An 18,860-nucleotide genomic window follows, 5' to 3' on the forward strand; every position below is an offset into this window, starting at 1 on the left:
ATCGGGTGGATTGCAGCATGAAATTCGCCACCAAAATCGGATTAAGCGCAGCGGCGATCTCCCTGATCGTGGGGCCATTGCTCGGTGCAGCCGTGTTTCTGGAAGCGCGTTCGCTATTGCAGGAACACATCGTGCGCGAGCAAATGCAGACTGCTACCAGTGTCATGCGCGAAATCGATATTGCCATGTACCGGGCTTATATGGATATCAGCATGATTGCGGCAGATGAGTTGTTGCAGGAAGCGGTGGAGTCTACGCAAATTCGGGCTTCGGCGAAGGCGAAACTGGCGAAAGAGCTGGAAGAGCGGGAGCGTTTGACCGGGCCGTGGCGAGCCATGATGGTGTTCGATCAGAAAGGCCGTGCACTGTTCGGCCCCAAACCCTTGGGCAAGACGCAACAGATTTCAGATTATCCGCTGAACAAGATCGGTTTCGATCATGCCCTGCAAGGTCAGATTTATTACTCGGGACAAGTTATTTGTCCGCGCACCCATCAGCCATTCGTTATTTTTGCAGCGCCTGTTTATGCCAGAGGCAATCCGCATAAAGTGATTGGGGTGGTAATTGCCCAATATCTGTGGACATCGGTCCAGCAGATACTCGATCACGCGGCTTCCGCGGCCAGGATATATCTGCTTAACCATGAAGGCGGCGTGATAGGCAGGCGCAGCGGTGATCAGTCTTCGCTGCAGCGAATGCCGCTGCTGGGAGCGGCTGCCATAAAAAATGGTATGGCCAGCTATGGCATTATTGCCAGTCCTGCCCATGGCGAGGGAGATGCGCTGGCAGTGGAAATGCGGCAAAGCGGTTTGCAGGATTATCGTGGCAGCGGCTGGATTTTGATGATGGAACAGCCGCTTGATGTCGCGTTTGCCCCCATTTCTGAAATGGCGCGAAATACAGCGCTGTTAGTGTTCGTCATATTGCTGTTGCAAGCCATATTGCTGGCTACTCTGGGCCGGTTCTTTCTGCGGCCGCTATCCAATCTGCTCAAGGGTGTGAAGCGGGTGTCCAGCGGGGATTTCAATGAGAGACTGGCAGTGTACGGCAAAGACGAGCTCAGCGAATTTGCCAATAACTTCAATATCATGACCGATCAGCTGCAGCTGAGAACACAGCAGTTGCTGGAGGCGCAGGATCAACTGGTGCACAAGGAAAAGCTGGCGATGCTGGGGCAGCTGGCCGAGAACGTCGGTAATGAACTGCGTAATCCCCTCGGCGTGATGAGCAATGCCGTTTACTACCTGCAGGCTGTGCAGCCTGATGCAGATGGCATTACCAAAGAATATCTGGACATCATCAGGAACGAGATCGCGGGAGCCGAGCGTATCGTAGCCGGTCTGCTGGATGCAGTGCGTACCAACCCCCCGCATCTCGCGACCGTGAGTGTGCGGGAGCTGGTAAGCCAGACCTTGAGCCGGTGCGTCATACCCGTTACGGTCAACGTCAGGCAAAATCTGCCGGAGGCATTGCCTCCTGTCTCGGCAGACCCGCTGCAAATGCAACAGGCGCTGCGCAACCTGGTCTGCAACAGTATCGAAGCCATGCCGGAAGGCGGCATGCTGGAAATCCAGGCGGTTGCAAATGCAGCCGACAACACTGTCGCCATCAGTGTGCGCGATAGCGGCGTCGGTATCGCTCCGGAGCATCTTGCCAAGCTGTTCCAGCCCATGTTTACCACCAAATCGCGTGGCATCGGCTTGGGGCTGGTGGTGGTGAAAAACCTGATGCAGGCCAATAATGGCAAGGTGGAAGTGCAAAGCGAGGTGGGCAAGGGGGCGACATTCACCCTTACATTGCCCGCAGCGCTCCAGCAGCCTGAATAGACGATTTGCTGAATCGCCAGCGGGTTTTCATTTGAAGGGGGGCGTGCATGGATACAATTGCTGGCAATATTGGCGGATATGCAGATATGAGAGGTAGCCATGACCGATGATATTCGAGTTGAATTGCAGCTAAAAATCACTCAGCTGGAACGATATAACAAGCTGCTGGGCGACGGTTTGCGCCAGCCGGAAAAGCAACGAGCGTTGTATGACCAGATGGCGCAGGAACTCAAGTCCGTCAAATCGCTGCTGATCCTGCAAGACCGGCAGCTTGAAGCGAAATTGCAGGCGCATACACAGGAACTGCTGGCCGCGCAGGAAGAACTGGTGCGCAAGGAAAAACTCGCCCTGCTGGGACAGGTGGCAGACAACGTGGGTCACGAGCTGCGCAATCCGCTGGGGGTGATAAATAATGCGGTGTATTTCCTGCAGGCAGTGCTGACGGACGCAGATGAAACGACCAAAGAATATCTGGGTATCATCAAGAGCGAGACGGAAGAGGCGGAACGCATCGTGTCCGATTTGCTGGATGCCGTCCGCACCAAGGCACCGCGAACCGAAACGGTTCATGTGGCGGAATTGATCGGACAGACTTTGCGCAGATGTCAGATTCCGGCTGCGGTCAGCGTCAAACTGGATGTCCCGGACGCCTTGCCTGCCATCCAGGTCGATCCCGTGCAGATGCAACAGGTGTTGTGGAACCTGATTACCAATGGAGTCGAGGCCATGCCGCAGGGCGGTACGCTGGAGATAGCGGCCAGTGCGGATGAGCCGACGCACAGCGTACGTATCAGTATCAAGGATAGTGGTATGGGCATCGCGCCGGCGCAGCAAACCAGGCTGTTTCAGCCTTTGTTTACCACCAAGGCGCGACGGGTCGGGTTAGGGTTGGTGGTAGTGAAGAACCTCACGCAGGCTAATGGCGGCAATGTCGAGGTATGGAGCGAACCGGGTAAAGGCGCTGTATTTACTGTCGTCTTGCCAGGCAGTGAAGCGATTGCCGGCACGGTATGAAAAATGCTTCCTGCTTGAATTAAAGCAACAATAAAATAAACTGGAGATAATCATGAAAATCCTGGTAGTGGATGATGACCGGCGTATCGTGAAAACCACCTGCGACATCCTGAAAATCAAGGGTCATGAGGCGATTGCAGCCTATACCGGCGAAGAAGGCGTGGAGATGGTTAAAACCGAAGCGCCGGATTGCGTGCTGATGGACATCAGGATGCCCGGCATCAGCGGGGTTGAGGCGCTGCGTCAAATGAAGGCGATCTCCCCTGCGCTGCCAGTCGTGCTGGTCAGTGCTTACACGACGGGCGAGGTGGCGGACGAAGCCAAGCATGCCGGGGCTTACGCGGTTCTCTCCAAGCCGCTTAATTTCCAGATGGTATTGTCTTTCCTGTCGCTGTTGCACAAGGAAGAAAACATTCTGGTGGTGGATGACGACCCCGGTTTTGGCAAGACATTGAAAGACATACTGATACTGCGCGGTTATCAGGTGGAAACGGAAACCGAGCCGGAAAAGGTGCTGGATCATCTCACTAATAACTATAAGCTGGTAATCGTACTGGACCTCAAGCTGGGTGACGTGAACGGTGTGGAAGTGCTGAAGCGGATTCAGGCCAAATACCCGAACAAGCCGGTCGTGATGATGACCGGCTATCGCCAGGAAATGGGTGCCTCCATTGAGAAGGCCAGCCAGATCGGCGCCTATACGGTGCTGTACAAGCCTTTTGAAACAGATGCCTTGCTTCAGTTGATCGAGGAAATCCGGATCAAAAAACTGCAGAATTCGTTGGTTTCGACCTAGCGGCTAAAAATCGGGTGCCTCATGATGAAGAAAAATGTAAAAATTCTGGTGGTGGACGATGATCCGAATCTGCGGAAGACGCTTGCAGACATTCTGAAAATCAAGGGTTATGAGGTGATTATTGCCGGTAATGGCGCAGAAGCCGTTGCTGCTATTGAGCGTGAAGCAATCAGTCTGGCATTGATCGATCTTATATTACCCGACATGAACGGCCTGGAGGTGATGGAACGCATCAAGACGACTGCACCATTGGCCGAAGCGATCATCCTGACCGGGCATGCCTCCATGGAAACCGCTATCGAGGCCACCAGAAAGGGCGCGTTTTCCTATCTGCTCAAGCCTTACCAGATGGATGATCTGCTGCTGAGTATCCGGCATGGCGTGGATCACCAGCAGGCACAGGAGGAAATATTGCGCTTGGCCTCCTTTCCCCGGTTGCATCCCAGCCCTGTCATCGAACTTGATCCCGCCGGTGAGATTACCTATATCAATCCCGCTGCCGCAAAAGTGTTCCCCGACCTCAGTGTGACGGGATTGTCGCATCCGTTAATCAGCGGACTGGCCGCGCAAATCGTAGCCTTGCGCGAGAACAGGCGGCAGTGCGAGATCGTGCATGAGGTCGAGCTTGGTGAAGCGGTTTATGAGCTGCATGTTTCGTTCGTGCAGGAAGTCGGGCTAATCCGCATCTATGCCCTGGATATCACTCAGCGCAAGCGCGATGAAAAGGCCATTCATATTCTTGCGACTACTGACAGCCTCACGGGCATTGCCAATCGCAGGGAATTTACCGCGATCCTGGTCAGTGAAGTGGCGCGGGCAAAGCGCTACAGCACGCCATTGGCACTGGTCATGTATGACATCGATTACTTCAAGCGGGTGAACGACAGTTTCGGTCACGATGTCGGCGATTTTGTGCTGCAGGCGCTTACCCGTCTGGTGAAACAGAATATCCGGTCGGTCGACGTCGTTGCGCGTTGGGGCGGTGAGGAATTCATGATACTGATGCCGCAGGCCGATCGGCCAGCCGCCCTTGCCGCGGCCGAAAAATTGCGGCTGGCTATCGCCGATTACCGGTTCGACGAGGTCGAGCATCTGACCGTCAGTTTCGGTGTCGTCATTTTCGATCCTGAAGATGATTTGAATTCGCTGCTCAAACGTGTCGATGACGCGCTTTATCTGGCAAAGCAGAATGGCCGGAATCGCGTCGAGGCATTGCAGCGCGAAACGGTCGTTAATCCGGCATCATGAAGACGGTGCCCAAACTGCTGGTGGTCGATGATGACCCGAATCTGCGCAAGACCCTCGCCGATATTCTGCGGGTGAAGGGATATGAAGTGCTGCTTGCCGCAGATGGTGCGGAAGGTATCACGCAAGCGCAGCAAGCGTTCATCAGTGTGGCGCTCATCGATCTGAAACTGCCTGACATGTCCGGGATCACGGTGATGTCACAGATCAAAGCCGGCTCGCCGCTCACCGAGGCCATTATCCTGACCGGCCATGCCGCGATGGAATCGGCTATCGAGGCAACCAATCAGGGGGCGTTTTCCTATTTGCTGAAGCCTTACAAGATTGACGATCTGTTGCAACACATACGACATGCTGTCGAACGTCAGCAGGGCCGGCAGGAGATACTGCGGCTGGCGTCCTTTCCCCGGATGAACCCCAATCCGCTAATCGAACTGGATGCCGCCGGCACGCTAACCTATCTCAATCCGGCAGCGGAGAAGCGGTTTCCGGATCTGCTCGCGCTGGGCATGGCGCATCCGGTCCTGGCAGGGTTGGCAGACATCGTCAGCGTGTTCCCGCAAACGGAACAGCCGGAAGTGATGCATGAGGTCAGAATCGGCAGCGCTACTTATGAACAGTATGTTTATTATGTGCCGGAAAGCGATGTCTTCCGGATTACCACACTCGACATCAGCGAGCGCAAAACCAGCGAATTCAAAGTCAAAAAGCTGAATGCGATGCTGCTGATTCTGCGAGATATCAATGAATACCTGCTTGCGCCCGATAGCGAAACCGCGCTTTTCCAGTTTGTCTGCGATACATTGAAGCGGCTCGAAGACATCGTGGCGGTGCTGATTGCCGCCAAAAACAAGAAATTCAAGCCGTTGCCCGTAGCCTGGGCGGGAATTGGCGAGGCCGATTTCGCTGTCTTGCAGGCACGTTGCGACGATCCTGTACAAAGTTGCGGACTGTTTGCCAATGCCGTTGAAGGCAAGCGGCCGATTGTCATCGAGGATGCACAAACGGATGCGCTGCTTGCCGACTGGCAGCCGATAGTGCGGCAATGGGGTATCCGCTCTGCTGCTGCGATTCCGCTCCTCGCAGACCAGGAAATCATCGGCACGCTGCTGGTGTTTTCGGCACAGCACGGGACATTTGATGAGGAAATCGTCCGCTTTCTGGGCGAGGTGGCCAGCGATGTTGCGATCGGCGTGCATTCCTTGCGTTTGGGGCACAAGCTCAATGCCACGCTTGGCAATCTGAAAAAGTCGCTGGATAGTACGGTTGAAGCCATTTCCAGTATCGTGGAATTGCGCGATCCTTATACGGCGGGCCATGAAAGTCGCGTCGCACAGCTTGCCTGCGCCATCGGCAAGGAAATGGGGCTGCCCGAACGCAAGCTGGAAGGGCTGCACGTCATCGGCCATCTGCACGATCTTGGCAAAGTTGCGATCCCGGCGGAAATCCTCACCAAGCCGGCCAAGCTGACTTATCTGGAATACGAAATGATCAAGACGCATTCGCAGGCGGGCTATGACATCCTCAAGAATCTGGATTTCCCCTGGCCGGTCGCCCAGGCTGTATTGCAGCACCACGAACGGCTCGACGGCTCGGGCTACCCGCAGGGACTGAAAGATGAAGATATCATCCTCGAAGCCAGAATACTGATGGTGGCCGATGTCGTTGAGGCGATGTCGGGTTACCGCCCTTATCGTCCGGCATTGGGAATGGAAGCGGCGCTGCATGAAATCGATGTCCACAAGGGTACGCTGTTCGATGCACAAGTAGTTGAAGCCTGCATACGGCTGTTTACCGAACAAAGGTTCGAGTTCGCGTGAGCATGGCTGTCCGTTATTGCCTGTTGGTTATCATTGCGCTGTTCAGCGTTACGGCGCGCTCAACAGAGCGTCCCGATGCCCCCGAAGCAGCGACCGGCTTGCAGCAGCGCCAGGCGGTCGTGGCCAGGCATGCCATGGTGGTGGCAGCCAACCCGTTGGCGGTCGCGGCGGGGGTGGACATGCTGCGCCGCGGCGGCAGTGCGGTGGATGCGGCGATTGCGGTGCAGATGGTGCTGGCGCTGGTTGAGCCGCAGTCTTCCGGTGTCGGCGGCGGTGCTTTTCTGCTGTATTACCGCCACGGCGATAAACGGGTACTGGCTTACGATGGGCGCGAGACCGCGCCAGCCGCGGCGACAGCGGACATGTTTCTGGATGAAGACGGCTTGCCGCTCAGCTTTTACCGCGCAGTGATCGGCGGAAAATCGATAGGGGTGCCCGGCACTTTGCGCATGCTTGAGCTGGCGCATGTGCAGCAGGGCAGGCTGCCCTGGCGTACGCTGTTCGCCCCGGTGATCAGGCTCGCTGAACGCGGCTTTGTCGTCTCGCCGCGCCTGCATGCGCTGGTGGCGCGTGACAAATATCTGCCATTGCAGCCCGCTGCGCGAGCGTATTTCTATCATGCAGACGGTTCGCCTGTCGCCGCAGGTGAACGCTTGGTTAATCCGCAGCTGGCCGCGGTATTGCGTCAGGTTGCGCAACGCGGCGCCAAGGCGTTCTATACCGGGAAGATCGCCCGCGACATCGTGGCGACGGTGCATGCGCATCCGACCAATCCGGGCAGAATGAGCATCGCCGATCTGGCCGTTTACCGGGCCAAAGTGCGCGTACCGGTGTGCGGTGATTATCGGGCATACACGGTATGCGGCATGCCACCGCCGAGTTCGGGCGGCGTCACGCTGTTGCAGATATTGGGCATATTGCAGGCGTATGACGTGGCAGCTTTGCAGCCGGAAAGCGTGGCGGCGGTGCATCTCATCAGCGAGGCGGAGCGCCTGGCCTATGCCGATCGCAGTGTGTACCTGGCAGATGCCGATTTCGTCCAGGTGCCGGTCGCCGGCTTGCTCGATAAAACCTATTTGCGCCAGCGTGCCGGGCTGATCGATCTGCAATATGGCATGGGTACGGCGGAGCCTGGTACGCCACCTGGGGTCAATGCCGCCGATCAGGGTGCGGATAATGCGTTGGATCTGCCTTCCACCAGCCATATTTCCATAGTGGATCGCTGGGGCAATGCGGTGGCCATGACCTCGTCGATCGAGGACGCGTTCGGTAGCCGGCACATGGTGGACGGCTTTTTGCTCAATAACGAACTGACCGATTTTTCCTTTTCCCTGGAGCTGGACGGCAAGCTCGTGGCGAACCGCGTACAGCCCGGCAAGCGCCCGCGCAGTGCGATGGCACCCACGCTGGTCCTTGACCGGCGCCACCGGCTGGTCGGCGTGATCGGTTCACCGGGCGGCAGCGCGATTATCAACTACGTGGTCAAAACGCTGATAGGCGTGCTTGACTGGCATCTGGACATGCAGCAGGCCGTCGCGCTGCCCAATTTTGGCAGTCGCAACGGTCCCACCGAGCTGGAACAGGGCACCCCGCTGGCAGCCTTGCAGCCGGCATTGCAATCCATGGGGCATCAGATCAAAATCGGCGAAGCCAACAGTGGCCTGCATGGCATCATGCGCGTACCGGCAGGCTGGATGGGCGGTGTCGACCCGCGACGTGAAGGCATGGCAGCCGGATATTGAAATCGGGAGACGAACAGAGTTTAATCGTCAGCATGCATATGTCCGCTGTGAGTATGGCCGTCTGATGTGGGCAGGCTATTGTCGTCCATCGGACCCATATCTTCGTCCGGCGGTGCTTTGGCGACAATCTCCTTGTATTGCTCAGCCGTCATACCCGGCAGTTTCTGCAGGAAAGCCACCATACTCCAGATCGTTGCATCGTCGTGGCTCATTCCCCAGGCCGGCATTGCGCTCATTTTGAGGCCATGCTTGATGACCCAGAATGCCTCGCGCGGATCTACGCTCACCTTGCTCAGATCAGGCGGCTGAGGATACAGCCCGGGACGCAGTTCGGAATCCTGCATTCCCGGCGCCAGATGACAACTGGTGCACATCGCGGCGTACTGACCGGCGCCTTTCAATATCAGTTGGGGGTCATTGAGATTGGCGGGTACGGAAAGGGTTGATGCGTGTTGTTCGATAGCCCGTTCGCGAGTGGTCTCCATGACCGCGTAGGTGAGTTTCCAGTGCGGGTTGTCGGCGCCAGGGTTGTATATGCCAGACCATACGAATGCACCAGCGCCCAGTGCGAGTGCCAGCAAGGTCGCCAGTACGATTTTTGCGGTGTTCATGATTACCCTTTTCAGCATGAGAGAGGAATGAAATGCATTTATTCACGAGCAAAGCATCAGAACCAGATACGCACACCCGCAACCAATTGCACATCATGTGCCGGATCGCCATTGGTTCGCGCAATGTCTGCGGTTTTTCCGTATTTTTGCACATAATTGACACCGATGTAGGGTGCTAATTCACGGCGGATTTCGTAACGCAAGCGCAAGCCCAATGATGTATCGGACAGTCCTGCGCCAATGCCGCGATCCACGTCATCCTTGCTGTACAGATTGGCGTCGATTTCCGGTGTCAGGATCAGCCGCTGCGTCAACAACAGGTCATAGGCGGTTTTCAGCCGCATCGCGGCGCGCCCTGCCGGCCCCGCATACGCGGTTGCTTCGACATCAAATCTGTAAGGAGCCAGCCCCTGTATGCCCAAGGCGGCCCAGTCGCGGGAGGGGCCGGCGCCGAAGTCATGGCGCACGCCCGTCACGACATCCCAATATGCCGCATAAGTATGGCCCCACAACAATTCAGCATCAGCATCCTGGGTTTTGCCATGAGCCCGTTGACCTTCGCTGCGTATCCAGAGCTTGTCAAGGTCGTGACCGAGACGAAAGCGTCCATCCCATACCATGCTGTCGGTCTGGTCGCCATGGACATATTCCAGCTTGTCGAGCAGGAATTTGGCGATGAGCGGATCATCCTCCATATGCATGCTATCCATGTCTATACCCAAAGCGTGGTATGACTTGCCTGCCGAGCCATCGCTGCTTGGCAGGCTGCCTACCGGTGGGGCGGGTTGCGCAGGGGGGTGCTGCTTGCTGGTGGTAGTAGTGGTTTCCATACCCGGCATGTCGCCCATTTTTTTCATGGAATCCGCATCCATGTTTTTCATGTCCGAGTCGGAACCGGATGTGGACATCTCATGCCCGGACATAGGCATCGGGTCCTGGGCAAAGACAGCCTCGCTCAGCGGGAACAGCGTGCAGAGCAATATCTGCGCTAGCGGCTTGAGGTTTTTCATTGCAATGATCTCCGTTACTTCATACACAGATTAAGCGACTACCACGGTGCGGAACATGCCGCCTTCCATGTGGTAGAGCATGTGGCAGTGATAAGCCCAGTTGCCGCGCGCATCGGCACTGACCCGATAGCTGACGCGGTGTCCGGGCGCTACGCTGATGGTGTGCTTGCGCACCTGAAAATTCCCGTCGGGGGACTCAAGCTCGCTCCACATGCCGTGCAGATGTATCGGGTGATGCATCATGGTGTCGTTTATCAGGATGATGCGCAAACGTTCGCCATAATGAAACAATATCGGCTCGGCTTGGGAGTAGGGCACTCCGTTGAAAGACCACATATAACGGTCCATATTGCCAGTCAAATGCAACTCTATTTCGCGTGTCGGATTGCGTGGATCCAGTGCGCCGCCCACTGTATGCAGATCGGCATAGGTCAGTACCCGTCGTCCGTTATTACGCAGACCCACGCCGGGATCATCCAGCCGTGTTGATACCTGATCCGCACGCGTGGAATTGGATGGGCCATATTCGGTGGCAGCATGGTGTTTTACTGGTACATCGCCACCTGCAGATGCCATATCTTTTGCATCTGACTTGGCAGAACCCGACATATCCATTCCAGGCATGTCCATTCCTGCATGCATATCCATGCCTTTCATGCTGCTTGATCCAGCCATATCCATCCCTGGCATGTCCTGCATGCTGCCATTAGCATCCATGCCCGGCATATCGCCCATGGCCATGCCCATATCCGACATGCCCAGCATGGGCACAGGGTCGAGTTTGGGAACCTCGGCACGCATCCCGATACGCGGTGCCAGGGTAGCAAGCGCGTAGCCGGAACGATCCAGTGCCTGGGAAAAAACTGTGTACGCACGGTCTTCAGTCGGCTCAACGATCACGTCGTAAGTCTCGGCCACGCCTATGCGGAATTCATCGACGTTGACCGGATGCACATATTGGCCGTCGGCCGCGACCACGGTCATCTTCAAGCCGGGGATGCGCACATCGAAATAGGTCATCGACGAGCCGTTGATAAAGCGCAGACGGATTTTCTCGCCGGGCTTGAACAGGCCGGTCCAGTTCCCCGCCGGGGTTATGCCATTGGTGAGAAAGGTATAGGTGGCTCCGCTTACATCGGACAGGTCACGCGGGCTCATGCGCATTTTGTCCCAGGCTGCGCGCGTGGACAGGGCGCTGGCCCAACCTTCTTTCTTCGCATCCTCGACCAGATCACCGACCGTGGGTCGAACATAATTATAGTAATCGTTCATCTGCTTGAGATGCTTGAACACCTGTTCCGGATCTTCGTCTGTCCAGTCGGACAGCATCACGACATAATCGCGATCATGAGTGAAGGGTGCCGGTTCGCGCGGTTCAATGACAATGGGGCCATACAGCCCGGTCTGCTCCTGAAAGCCGGAGTGGCTGTGATACCAGTAAGTGCCGGACTGGCGCACATCGAACTGGTACACATAGGTCTCCCCTGGTGCGATGCCCTTAAAACTGAGGCCGGGTACGCCATCCATCGGGGCAGGCAGCAGGATGCCGTGCCAGTGTATGGAACCCGGTACCGACATGCGATTGGTTACCCGCAAGGTGATGCGGTCGCCTTCGCGCCAGCGCAGCAGCGGGGCGGGCACTTGGCCGTTTACGGTAGTCGCCATGCGGGGGGTGCCGGTGAAATTTACCGCAGATTCAACGAGATCAAGCGTAAAGTCGGTTCCGCTGAGTACGGCGGGTTGACCAGGGCTGGTTGAAGCCCAGGCGGGATTTTGCCACAGGCTGGTGCCTATCAAGGCGCCCCCTGCAACAAGCCCTTCTACAAAGCGGCGGCGAGACGGGTTCGCCGGCAGGTTTTTGAGAGTCGTTTTTTTCATAAAAAATCCTTGGACATTCAATGAATGAATCAGCGTTAATTTTTTCCGCATCGGCGGCAAAGATTGCAGAACTGTGCAGCATGTCGTTTGCGGTCAATTCCCGGACTGTCGCCTCAACTGAGCTGGCCTGATTCGTTATATTCAAAAACGTTACGAGTTTCCGGCCGAGTGTGCATGGAACAAGTATAGACTTTTCCAGCTCACGTGCCGGGTTCTATTTTTGTACAACGATGCTTTTCCACAAATTGGCTAATCCCGCTATCATGGCTTGAGCGGATGCAATGGCTGTCCAGTTCGGTCGGTATCTATTCCTTCACGGAAAACAAGGTATTACCGTGAAGGTGGCAAGGCAAGTTACTGTTTATTATCTTTCGGCATTCCGGCTCCAGGATTCATGGAATGTTGACTCTGATCGTTCATCTGCTTTTGCATGGCAGGGGCGCTCATGTTTCCCTGTCGAGGCATGTTTTTCATGGAATCGGCCCCCATGTCCATGTTCATGCCTTTATTCATGTCTTTATCCATATTCATATTCATCTTATCCGAGTCATGGTTGGTTTTACCCATATCCGGCTGTTGCGCATAGACTGGTGCGGCAACAACGATGAGGCCTGCCAGCAGTACGCCGTAAACTTTATTCAATTTCATGATTTTTCCTTTTTTCAGTGTGTATGATTCGCAAAATACAGTCCGGCGGCAACTTGCCAACGGAATGCTGGTGGTACCTTCCGATAATGCCAGTACGACGACGGCTTTTATGAAGACGAACCGTTTTAATCGCGTAACTGTGAAAACAGCATGCGCCATGAATGGCGACAAAGTGCTGACGCGATAATTACAAATTTGTAACCTTTCCCTACGGGCTTGCAAAAGGGCGATAATATCGTCATGAAAATACTGATTGTCGAAGACGAGCCGAAAACGGGTACTTATCTGAAGCAGGGTCTCACCGAGGCCGGTTTTATTACTGATCTGGCGGTCACTGGAACCGATGGCCAGTATCTGGCGCTGACTGAGTCGTTTGATTTGATCATTCTCGATGTCATGCTTCCTGGTATTAACGGCTGGGAGGTGTTGCGTGCGCTCCGGACAGCAGGCAGGAGTATGCCAGTGCTGTTCCTCACCGCGCGCGACCAGGTGGATGACCGGGTCAAAGGACTGGAGCTTGGCGCCGATGATTATTTGGTGAAGCCGTTTGCATTTTCCGAATTGCTGGCACGGGTGCGGACATTGCTGCGTCGAGGGAAGGCGGTTGAGCCGGATATTCTGGAGATAGCCGATCTTGAGGTTAATCTCGTTCGCCGCCGTGCCAGCCGGAGTGGGCAGCGCATTGACTTGACGGCCAAGGAGTTCGTGCTGCTGACGCTGTTCCTTCAGCGTCAGGGTGAAGTGTTGTCGCGCACGTTGATCGCTTCCCAGGTATGGGATATGAATTTCGACAGCGACACCAATGTGGTGGAGGTCGCCATCCGTCGCCTGCGAGCGAAGATTGACGATCATTTCGAGCCCAAGCTCATCCATACTGTACGGGGCATGGGATATGTCATGGAGTTGCGAAACAGCTGATGTTAAGCCGCTCGATCACCTTTCGTCTGGCATTGCTGTTTGCCCTTGCCACCATGCTCTTGCTGGCGGGAATAGGCTATTTTATGAACCGCTCCGTCGAGTCGCACCTGGCTGACATGGATTGGGGGGAAATCCACGGTAAATGGGAATTGACCCGGAATTTGATCGAAGAGGTCCATACACCAGCCGATCTGGCCGCTTTTCCCCAATTGCTGGAGGGGGCGCTAGTCGGTCATCCAGAGTTATTTGTTGTTGTCAGGGACCAAACCGGGCAACGCTTGTTTGCCACTTCCGGTTTTTCTTTTCCACAGCAGTTTGCGGCAGCGGATACCGACGCTCCCCCATCATATTCTACTATGATAACCTGGCATTACGGCGAGCACATGTTCCGTGGCATCAAGGCTTCGATTGCCTCCGGTCTGGATGGGCACCCCCGTTTTAGCGTCGATATTGCTCTGGAAACCGACGAGCACCGACACTTTCTCGACCATTTCCATAGCCTGCTGGTGACTGCTTTGGTGTTCGGCATGACTACCGCTGCCGCGCTTGGCTGGTTCATCGCCAAACGCGGGCTTTTGCCGGTAAGGGATATGGCCGCAGTAGCGCGCAATATCTCTGTCAGTCATCTGGGTGAACGTTTGCGTCCCGAAAGTGTGCCACTGGAATTGCGCGATTTGGCGATTGCATTCAATGGAATGCTGTCGCGACTGGAAGATTCATTTCACCGGCTGACAGATTTTTCATCAGACATCGCACACGAATTGCGTACCCCCATCAATAATCTCATGATCCAGTCGCAAGTGGCGCTGTCCCAAGCCAGAAACATCGAGCAATACCAGGAGGTCATTGCATCCAATCTGGAGGAATTTGACCGTCTGGCCAGAATGATTGCTGACATGTTATTCCTGGCTAAAGCAGACAACGGACTGATGGTGGCGGGACGGGAAAGAGTTGATCTTGGAACAGAAATCGAGCGCCTTGCCGAATTTTTCGGTCCTTTTGCCGAAGATAAAGGTGTAACTGTCGTAACTACAGGGACAGGGAGCGTAACGGGAGACCGGATTATGTTACAGCGGGCTCTCGCTAATTTGCTGTCCAATGCGATTACTCATACCTCTCCCGGCGGAAAAGTTCATATTCGCTTAATTAAAGAGACAGCGTTGTTGCAACGGATTGAGGTTGAAAATCATGGCAAGGCAATTCCTGCCGGGCAACTGGAACGGATTTTCGATCGTTTCTACCGGCTTGACCCTGCTCGAGGCGCCGCGCTGGATGGAGCAGGATTGGGCCTTGCTATCACCAAATCGATCGTCGAAGCGCACAAGGGCTGCATTGGAGTTTCTTCAGACAACAATTCAACGATTTTCACGATTACACTGCCGGTGGCATCGTGATCAACGATTTCAAAGGTTGCAGACTAAATTCGTGACCTGCAAATTATACGAATATGTAATATTCACGTCATTCCTTGGTTAACGCACGTAGCGCAGGATAGCCGAGATACAGGTTAGTTATGCCGTTATGGACCCCTTTGGGTAGTGCTATGCATTTTTTGTCCTACAATGAAAGGCGAGCTGTCAGGAAAATCCAAATGGAAATTACCATAATACAACTCGAAAGTATCAAATATGCCTGTAGTCCCGTTGCCATTTAACTTAACAGGAGAAACAAATGAAACTCAAAACTGCATTTTTGTCTCTGGCGCTTGCTAGCGCTTGCGCATTGTCGATGCCTGTACTGGCGGATGATAGCCATCATCCCGATCAAAAGGCGGTTGTGACTTCCGAAAAACCCATCATTCAGAAAATGCAGGCTAACACCAGGAAGATGCAATCGCAGCTGGAGAAGCTGGCGGTCACGAAGGATCCGAAGGAACGGCAGCGGTTGTTGATGGAGCACATGATGACCATGCAGGAAAACATGGCCATGGACAAAAACATGATGGGAATGGATTGCCCCATGATGAAAGGTGGCATGGGCATGATGGGATCCCAGGGCGGCGGAATGGGCATGATGAGCGGCAATCAGGCTGGTATGGGTACCCAGGGGGCGGCATCTGACGCGATGATGAATCGCATGCAGATGATGGAAAAACGTATGGACATGATGCAGCAAGAGCTGGAGAAGATGCCCAAATCGCAAATGCCAGCGACAACAGATAAGTAGTAATCTGTTATGGCAGCGGTTGGGGGCGAACGTGGCCTGTACCTGACCCATGTACTCCGAAGTACAACAGCAGAAACCAGGTAGCTGCCACAAAATATGGTATGGAGTTGGAGTTCGAGACGGCGCGCGTCGTTCGTGGCGATGTGCCGATTTTGGCAGCCGCAACGATCCCGCCGGGCTGGGACAGCTCCCCCCGTGCTGGTAGCTGCATCGCATCATGCGCATACAGCAGGCTGGATGGGCGGCATTGATCCGCGGCGCGGAGGCATGGCAGCTGGTATTGAAATCGGGGGGCAAACATGAGATTAAGCGTAATGGCTGTGCTAATGTTGCTGAGTGTCCAGAGCTGGGCCGCGCCGGCGCCCTGGTACCAATGGCGTAGCAAATTGGACGGCGAACTGATCTGCCGGCAGGTGTCGCCCGGGCCGGGATGGGAAAAGGCCATAGGGCCATTTCAGGACCCGCATTGCAAGCATCTGGTGCGTCGTTAGTTCCGTTAGATGTTCATTTCGCTCCATATGGTTAGGACAGCATCAGGTTTTGGCCGGATTCAGCGTGGGTAAACCCCGGCAATTCGCTGGAATCACAAATGTATTTACCGCATATACCATGAGTTGGAACTGAATCTGCGCATCAAGCCAAGGCGGCGCCTGGTTCGCGAGAAGCCGCAGGCGCTCGCTGTGCCCACACAAATCAATGAAGTATGGTCGATGGATTTCATGCATGACCAGCTGGCTGATGGACGTTGCATCAGGTTGTTCAATGTCATTGATGACTTTAATCGTGAAGGCTTGTGTATCGAGGTTGATTTCTCGCTACCATCAGAGCGGGTGATCCGCTCATTGGAGCAAATCATCGAATGGCGTGGCGCACCAAAAGCCATTCGATGCGATAACGGCCCGGAATACATCAGTGCCGCCACCCAGGCATGGGCTGAAAGGCGCGGCATCAGGATGGGTTTCATTCAGCCGGGCAATCCGCAACAAAATGAATACGTTGAGCGCTATAACCGTACCGTTCGCCATGATTGGCTGGCACCTACTTGCTGGATTCAATTGATGAAGTGCAGAACTTTGCCACAAACTGGTTATGGACTTACAATCACGAGCGAACCGACATGGACATTGGCAGCATCACACCAACACAGAAGCTGGCTTTGGTCGCTTAAGCTCTACTTTTAGATATCATTTAAAAATGGGGGGATTACCCAAGCGCAGCATTTCGGAGAGGCAGCAAATTATGGTGGATACGGATTTACAGTCGCATGTGCTTTCGCCCAAGTTGAATTTAAAACTTGCACCGGAAATGCGGGCGGATGAGGCTGTACGTGTCATTATGCGGCGTCTGCTGGAGATGATGAATACCAATGAAGCAGGTGTGTCTGCGGGAAAAGATATTGAGTGCCTGCATAACTTCCGCATTGCAGTGCGGCGTAACCGTTCTTTGCTTGGACAAGTTCACGGTATTATCCCACAGCATGAATGGCAGCGATTCACGCGAGGATTCGCATGGCTGGGCGTGATCACCCGCTCAGCGCGAGATATTGATGTTTACCTGCTAAGTTTTGAAGATTATACAAAAGGCCTCGGGGCAGTAGCTGCCAAAGCGCTTGATCCCTTGCGTGAGTTCATTCTGCATCAACAGCAACAAGCTCATCAACAATTAGTCGATAGTCTGAAGTCGGCACGTTATTCACAGCTGATGGCGGTTTGGGCTACGTTTCTTGCTTCACCGTTATCCTCCCGTAGCAGGCTGCCTAATGCCAAGCTGCCTGTGCTTGATCTGGCAAATCAGCGCATTTGGCGCATGCTGCGCCGCGTCATCAGGCAAGGTACCGAGATCGATGCAGACAGCCCGCCGCAAGCACTGCATGAGTTGCGCAAATCCTGCAAGAAGCTGCGTTATCTGATCGAGTTTTTCCAAAGCTTTTATCCTGCAGACAGAGTCAGGAAAGCGATCAAGGCGCTGAAGTCGCTGCAGGATATGCTCGGTGAATATCAGGACTTGCAGGTGCAGCAGGAGATGCTGAAAAATTTTGTCCCGCAGATGGCTGTGCTTGCGTCAGAGAAGCCGTGCACGCTGGCAGCAGTAGACAGAATGATGCGCAAACTGGCGAAGCGTCAGCTTAAAGTGCGCAAAATGTTCAAACAGCGGTTTGCCAGGTTTATCGAAGAAAAACATCAGAAGGTGTTCCGGCAGTTGTTCAAGTCGGGAAAGGCGATTGGGCCATGAAATGGTTTTCGCAGGGTATTGCCTAAAATCAATAAATAATTCGAAGGCACGAAAATAAATCAAAGGAGCGAGCGGGGTCTCAATCGCATTCCTGGTATTTAAATTTTGCGTGTCTTTCGTGATTTTCATGGACAGAATGTTTTTTGAATTGAATGACGATCAAAATGAACGGAGGATAAGCGCATGTTCCGCAATCGTGATGACGCAGCAAAAAAACTGGCCGACAGTCTGGCCCAATTCAAGGGTACACACCCGCTGGTGCTGGCGATTCCCCGTGGTGCAGTGCCGATGGCCAAAATCATTGCTGATCGGCTGGGTGGCGATTTCGATGTGGTGCTGGTGCGCAAGCTCCGTACGCCATCCAATCCGGAATTTGCGATAGGTTCGATCGATGAGAGCGGCTGGAGCTACATTGCGGATTATGCGGCATCGGTGGGCGGTACGCCTGAGTACATCGAGTCGGAAAAGCAGACGCAACTGGAAACCATACGCAGGCGCCGCGCCCAATATACTCCGATACGCCCGCCCATCGATCCCAGCGGTCGCATCGTGATCGTGATCGACGACGGGCTGGCGACTGGCTCCACCATGATTTCTGCGTTGCATGGTCTGCGTGCCAGACATCCGGCAAAACTGATTTGCGCGGTGCCGGTATCGCCCGAGGACACCTTGATCAAGGTGCGGCAATATGCCGATGAAGTTATCTGTCTGGAAGTGCCCGAATACTTTCAGGCGGTCGGGCAGTTCTACGCGGATTTCCCGCAGGTGGAGGACGAGGAAGTGATCACGATTCTGCAGGATAGTGCCGAAGTTTAGTCCGTTTTGATGCGCACGCCAGGATTTCCACCTTGCCCCTATGGCAGGTTTTGGCAAGATTGCGGGCGACGAAAATGGTATCTTGGCGTGTCTGCATGTGATGTCGCATCCGCTGGTATGGCGATAGCGAAATACCGC

Annotated in this window: 16 protein-coding genes and 1 pseudogene; 13 read left to right on the forward strand and 4 right to left on the reverse strand. The window is 54.7% G+C overall.

Going from position 1 to position 18,860, the window contains the following annotated elements; genetic code table 11:
• Window positions 1-17 precede the first annotated feature (17 nt).
• From CAP31_RS04990 to ggt, 6 genes are all read left to right on the forward strand, one after another.
• Window positions 18-1,826 (forward strand): ATP-binding protein, encoded by a 1,809-nt coding sequence (locus CAP31_RS04990; protein WP_189836643.1) that lies wholly within the window; start codon window positions 18-20, stop codon window positions 1,824-1,826.
• A gap of 99 nt (window positions 1,827-1,925) precedes the next feature.
• Window positions 1,926-2,840 carry a sensor histidine kinase gene (locus CAP31_RS04995; protein ID WP_087446529.1) on the forward strand — a complete coding sequence of 305 codons (915 nt, stop codon included), beginning with the start codon at window positions 1,926-1,928 and terminating at the stop codon, window positions 2,838-2,840.
• Between the two features lie 52 nt (window positions 2,841-2,892).
• Entirely contained in the window at window positions 2,893-3,636 is a 744-nt protein-coding gene (locus CAP31_RS05000; protein WP_087446530.1) for a response regulator, read from the forward strand.
• Window positions 3,637-3,657: 21 nt separating this feature from the next.
• On the forward strand, window positions 3,658-4,884 hold the full coding sequence (locus tag CAP31_RS05005; protein ID WP_087446531.1) for a diguanylate cyclase: 1,227 nt from the start codon (window positions 3,658-3,660) through the stop codon (window positions 4,882-4,884).
• Window positions 4,881-6,701 (forward strand): HD domain-containing phosphohydrolase, encoded by a 1,821-nt coding sequence (locus CAP31_RS05010; RefSeq protein ID WP_087446532.1) that lies wholly within the window; start codon window positions 4,881-4,883, stop codon window positions 6,699-6,701. The genes CAP31_RS05005 and CAP31_RS05010 overlap by 4 nt, the downstream gene beginning before the upstream one ends.
• 2 nt (window positions 6,702-6,703) lie before the next feature.
• Window positions 6,704-8,443 (forward strand): gamma-glutamyltransferase, encoded by a 1,740-nt coding sequence (gene ggt / locus CAP31_RS05015; protein ID WP_087446533.1) that lies wholly within the window; start codon window positions 6,704-6,706, stop codon window positions 8,441-8,443.
• Window positions 8,444-8,463: 20 nt separating this feature from the next.
• Here ggt and CAP31_RS05020 read toward each other — a convergent pair whose 3' ends face one another.
• The 4 genes from CAP31_RS05020 to CAP31_RS05035 all read right to left on the reverse strand — a co-directional run bounded on the left by CAP31_RS05020 (window position 8,464) and on the right by CAP31_RS05035 (window position 12,590).
• The gene (locus tag CAP31_RS05020) at window positions 8,464-9,054 is read right to left on the reverse strand and encodes a cytochrome c (RefSeq protein WP_087446534.1); all 591 of its coding nucleotides are present in this window, start codon (window positions 9,052-9,054) and stop codon (window positions 8,464-8,466) included.
• Window positions 9,055-9,110: 56 nt separating this feature from the next.
• Window positions 9,111-10,064, reverse strand: a complete 954-nt coding sequence (locus CAP31_RS05025; protein ID WP_223247373.1) for a copper resistance protein B — start codon at window positions 10,062-10,064, stop codon at window positions 9,111-9,113.
• A 30-nt stretch (window positions 10,065-10,094) separates the two neighbouring features.
• Window positions 10,095-11,942: a copper resistance system multicopper oxidase gene (locus tag CAP31_RS05030; RefSeq protein ID WP_087446535.1), complete on the reverse strand. Its 1,848-nt coding sequence runs from the start codon at window positions 11,940-11,942 to the stop codon at window positions 10,095-10,097.
• A 354-nt stretch (window positions 11,943-12,296) separates the two neighbouring features.
• Window positions 12,297-12,590, reverse strand: a complete 294-nt coding sequence (locus tag CAP31_RS05035; RefSeq protein WP_087446536.1) for a hypothetical protein — start codon at window positions 12,588-12,590, stop codon at window positions 12,297-12,299.
• Between the two features lie 240 nt (window positions 12,591-12,830).
• On the opposite strand from CAP31_RS05035, the gene CAP31_RS05045 reads away from it, so the two are divergent.
• From CAP31_RS05045 to CAP31_RS05075, 7 genes and pseudogenes are all read left to right on the forward strand, one after another.
• Window positions 12,831-13,508, forward strand: coding sequence for a heavy metal response regulator transcription factor (locus CAP31_RS05045; RefSeq protein WP_087446538.1), 678 nt, complete (start codon window positions 12,831-12,833; stop codon window positions 13,506-13,508).
• A complete protein-coding gene (locus CAP31_RS05050) occupies window positions 13,508-14,902 on the forward strand; it encodes a heavy metal sensor histidine kinase (protein WP_087446539.1) in 1,395 nt (464 codons plus the stop codon). Before CAP31_RS05045 ends, CAP31_RS05050 begins: the two co-directional genes overlap by 1 nt.
• A 277-nt stretch (window positions 14,903-15,179) precedes the next feature.
• Entirely contained in the window at window positions 15,180-15,674 is a 495-nt protein-coding gene (locus CAP31_RS05055) for a hypothetical protein (protein WP_087446540.1), read from the forward strand.
• A 299-nt stretch (window positions 15,675-15,973) separates the two neighbouring features.
• Entirely contained in the window at window positions 15,974-16,165 is a 192-nt protein-coding gene (locus CAP31_RS05060; RefSeq protein WP_087446541.1) for a hypothetical protein, read from the forward strand.
• 87 nt (window positions 16,166-16,252) lie between these two features.
• Window positions 16,253-16,842: pseudogene (locus CAP31_RS05065) on the forward strand (IS3 family transposase); the annotation flags it as partial.
• On the forward strand, window positions 16,764-17,906 hold the full coding sequence (locus tag CAP31_RS05070; protein WP_087446542.1) for a CHAD domain-containing protein: 1,143 nt from the start codon (window positions 16,764-16,766) through the stop codon (window positions 17,904-17,906). The pseudogene CAP31_RS05065 and the gene CAP31_RS05070, both read left to right, overlap by 79 nt.
• A 183-nt stretch (window positions 17,907-18,089) precedes the next feature.
• Window positions 18,090-18,722 (forward strand): phosphoribosyltransferase, encoded by a 633-nt coding sequence (locus tag CAP31_RS05075; RefSeq protein ID WP_087446543.1) that lies wholly within the window; start codon window positions 18,090-18,092, stop codon window positions 18,720-18,722.
• Window positions 18,723-18,860: the final 138 nt, after the last annotated feature.

The sequence above is a fragment of the Sulfuriferula sp. AH1 genome (assembly GCF_002162035.1).
GTDB lineage: Bacteria > Pseudomonadota > Gammaproteobacteria > Burkholderiales > Sulfuriferulaceae > Sulfuriferula.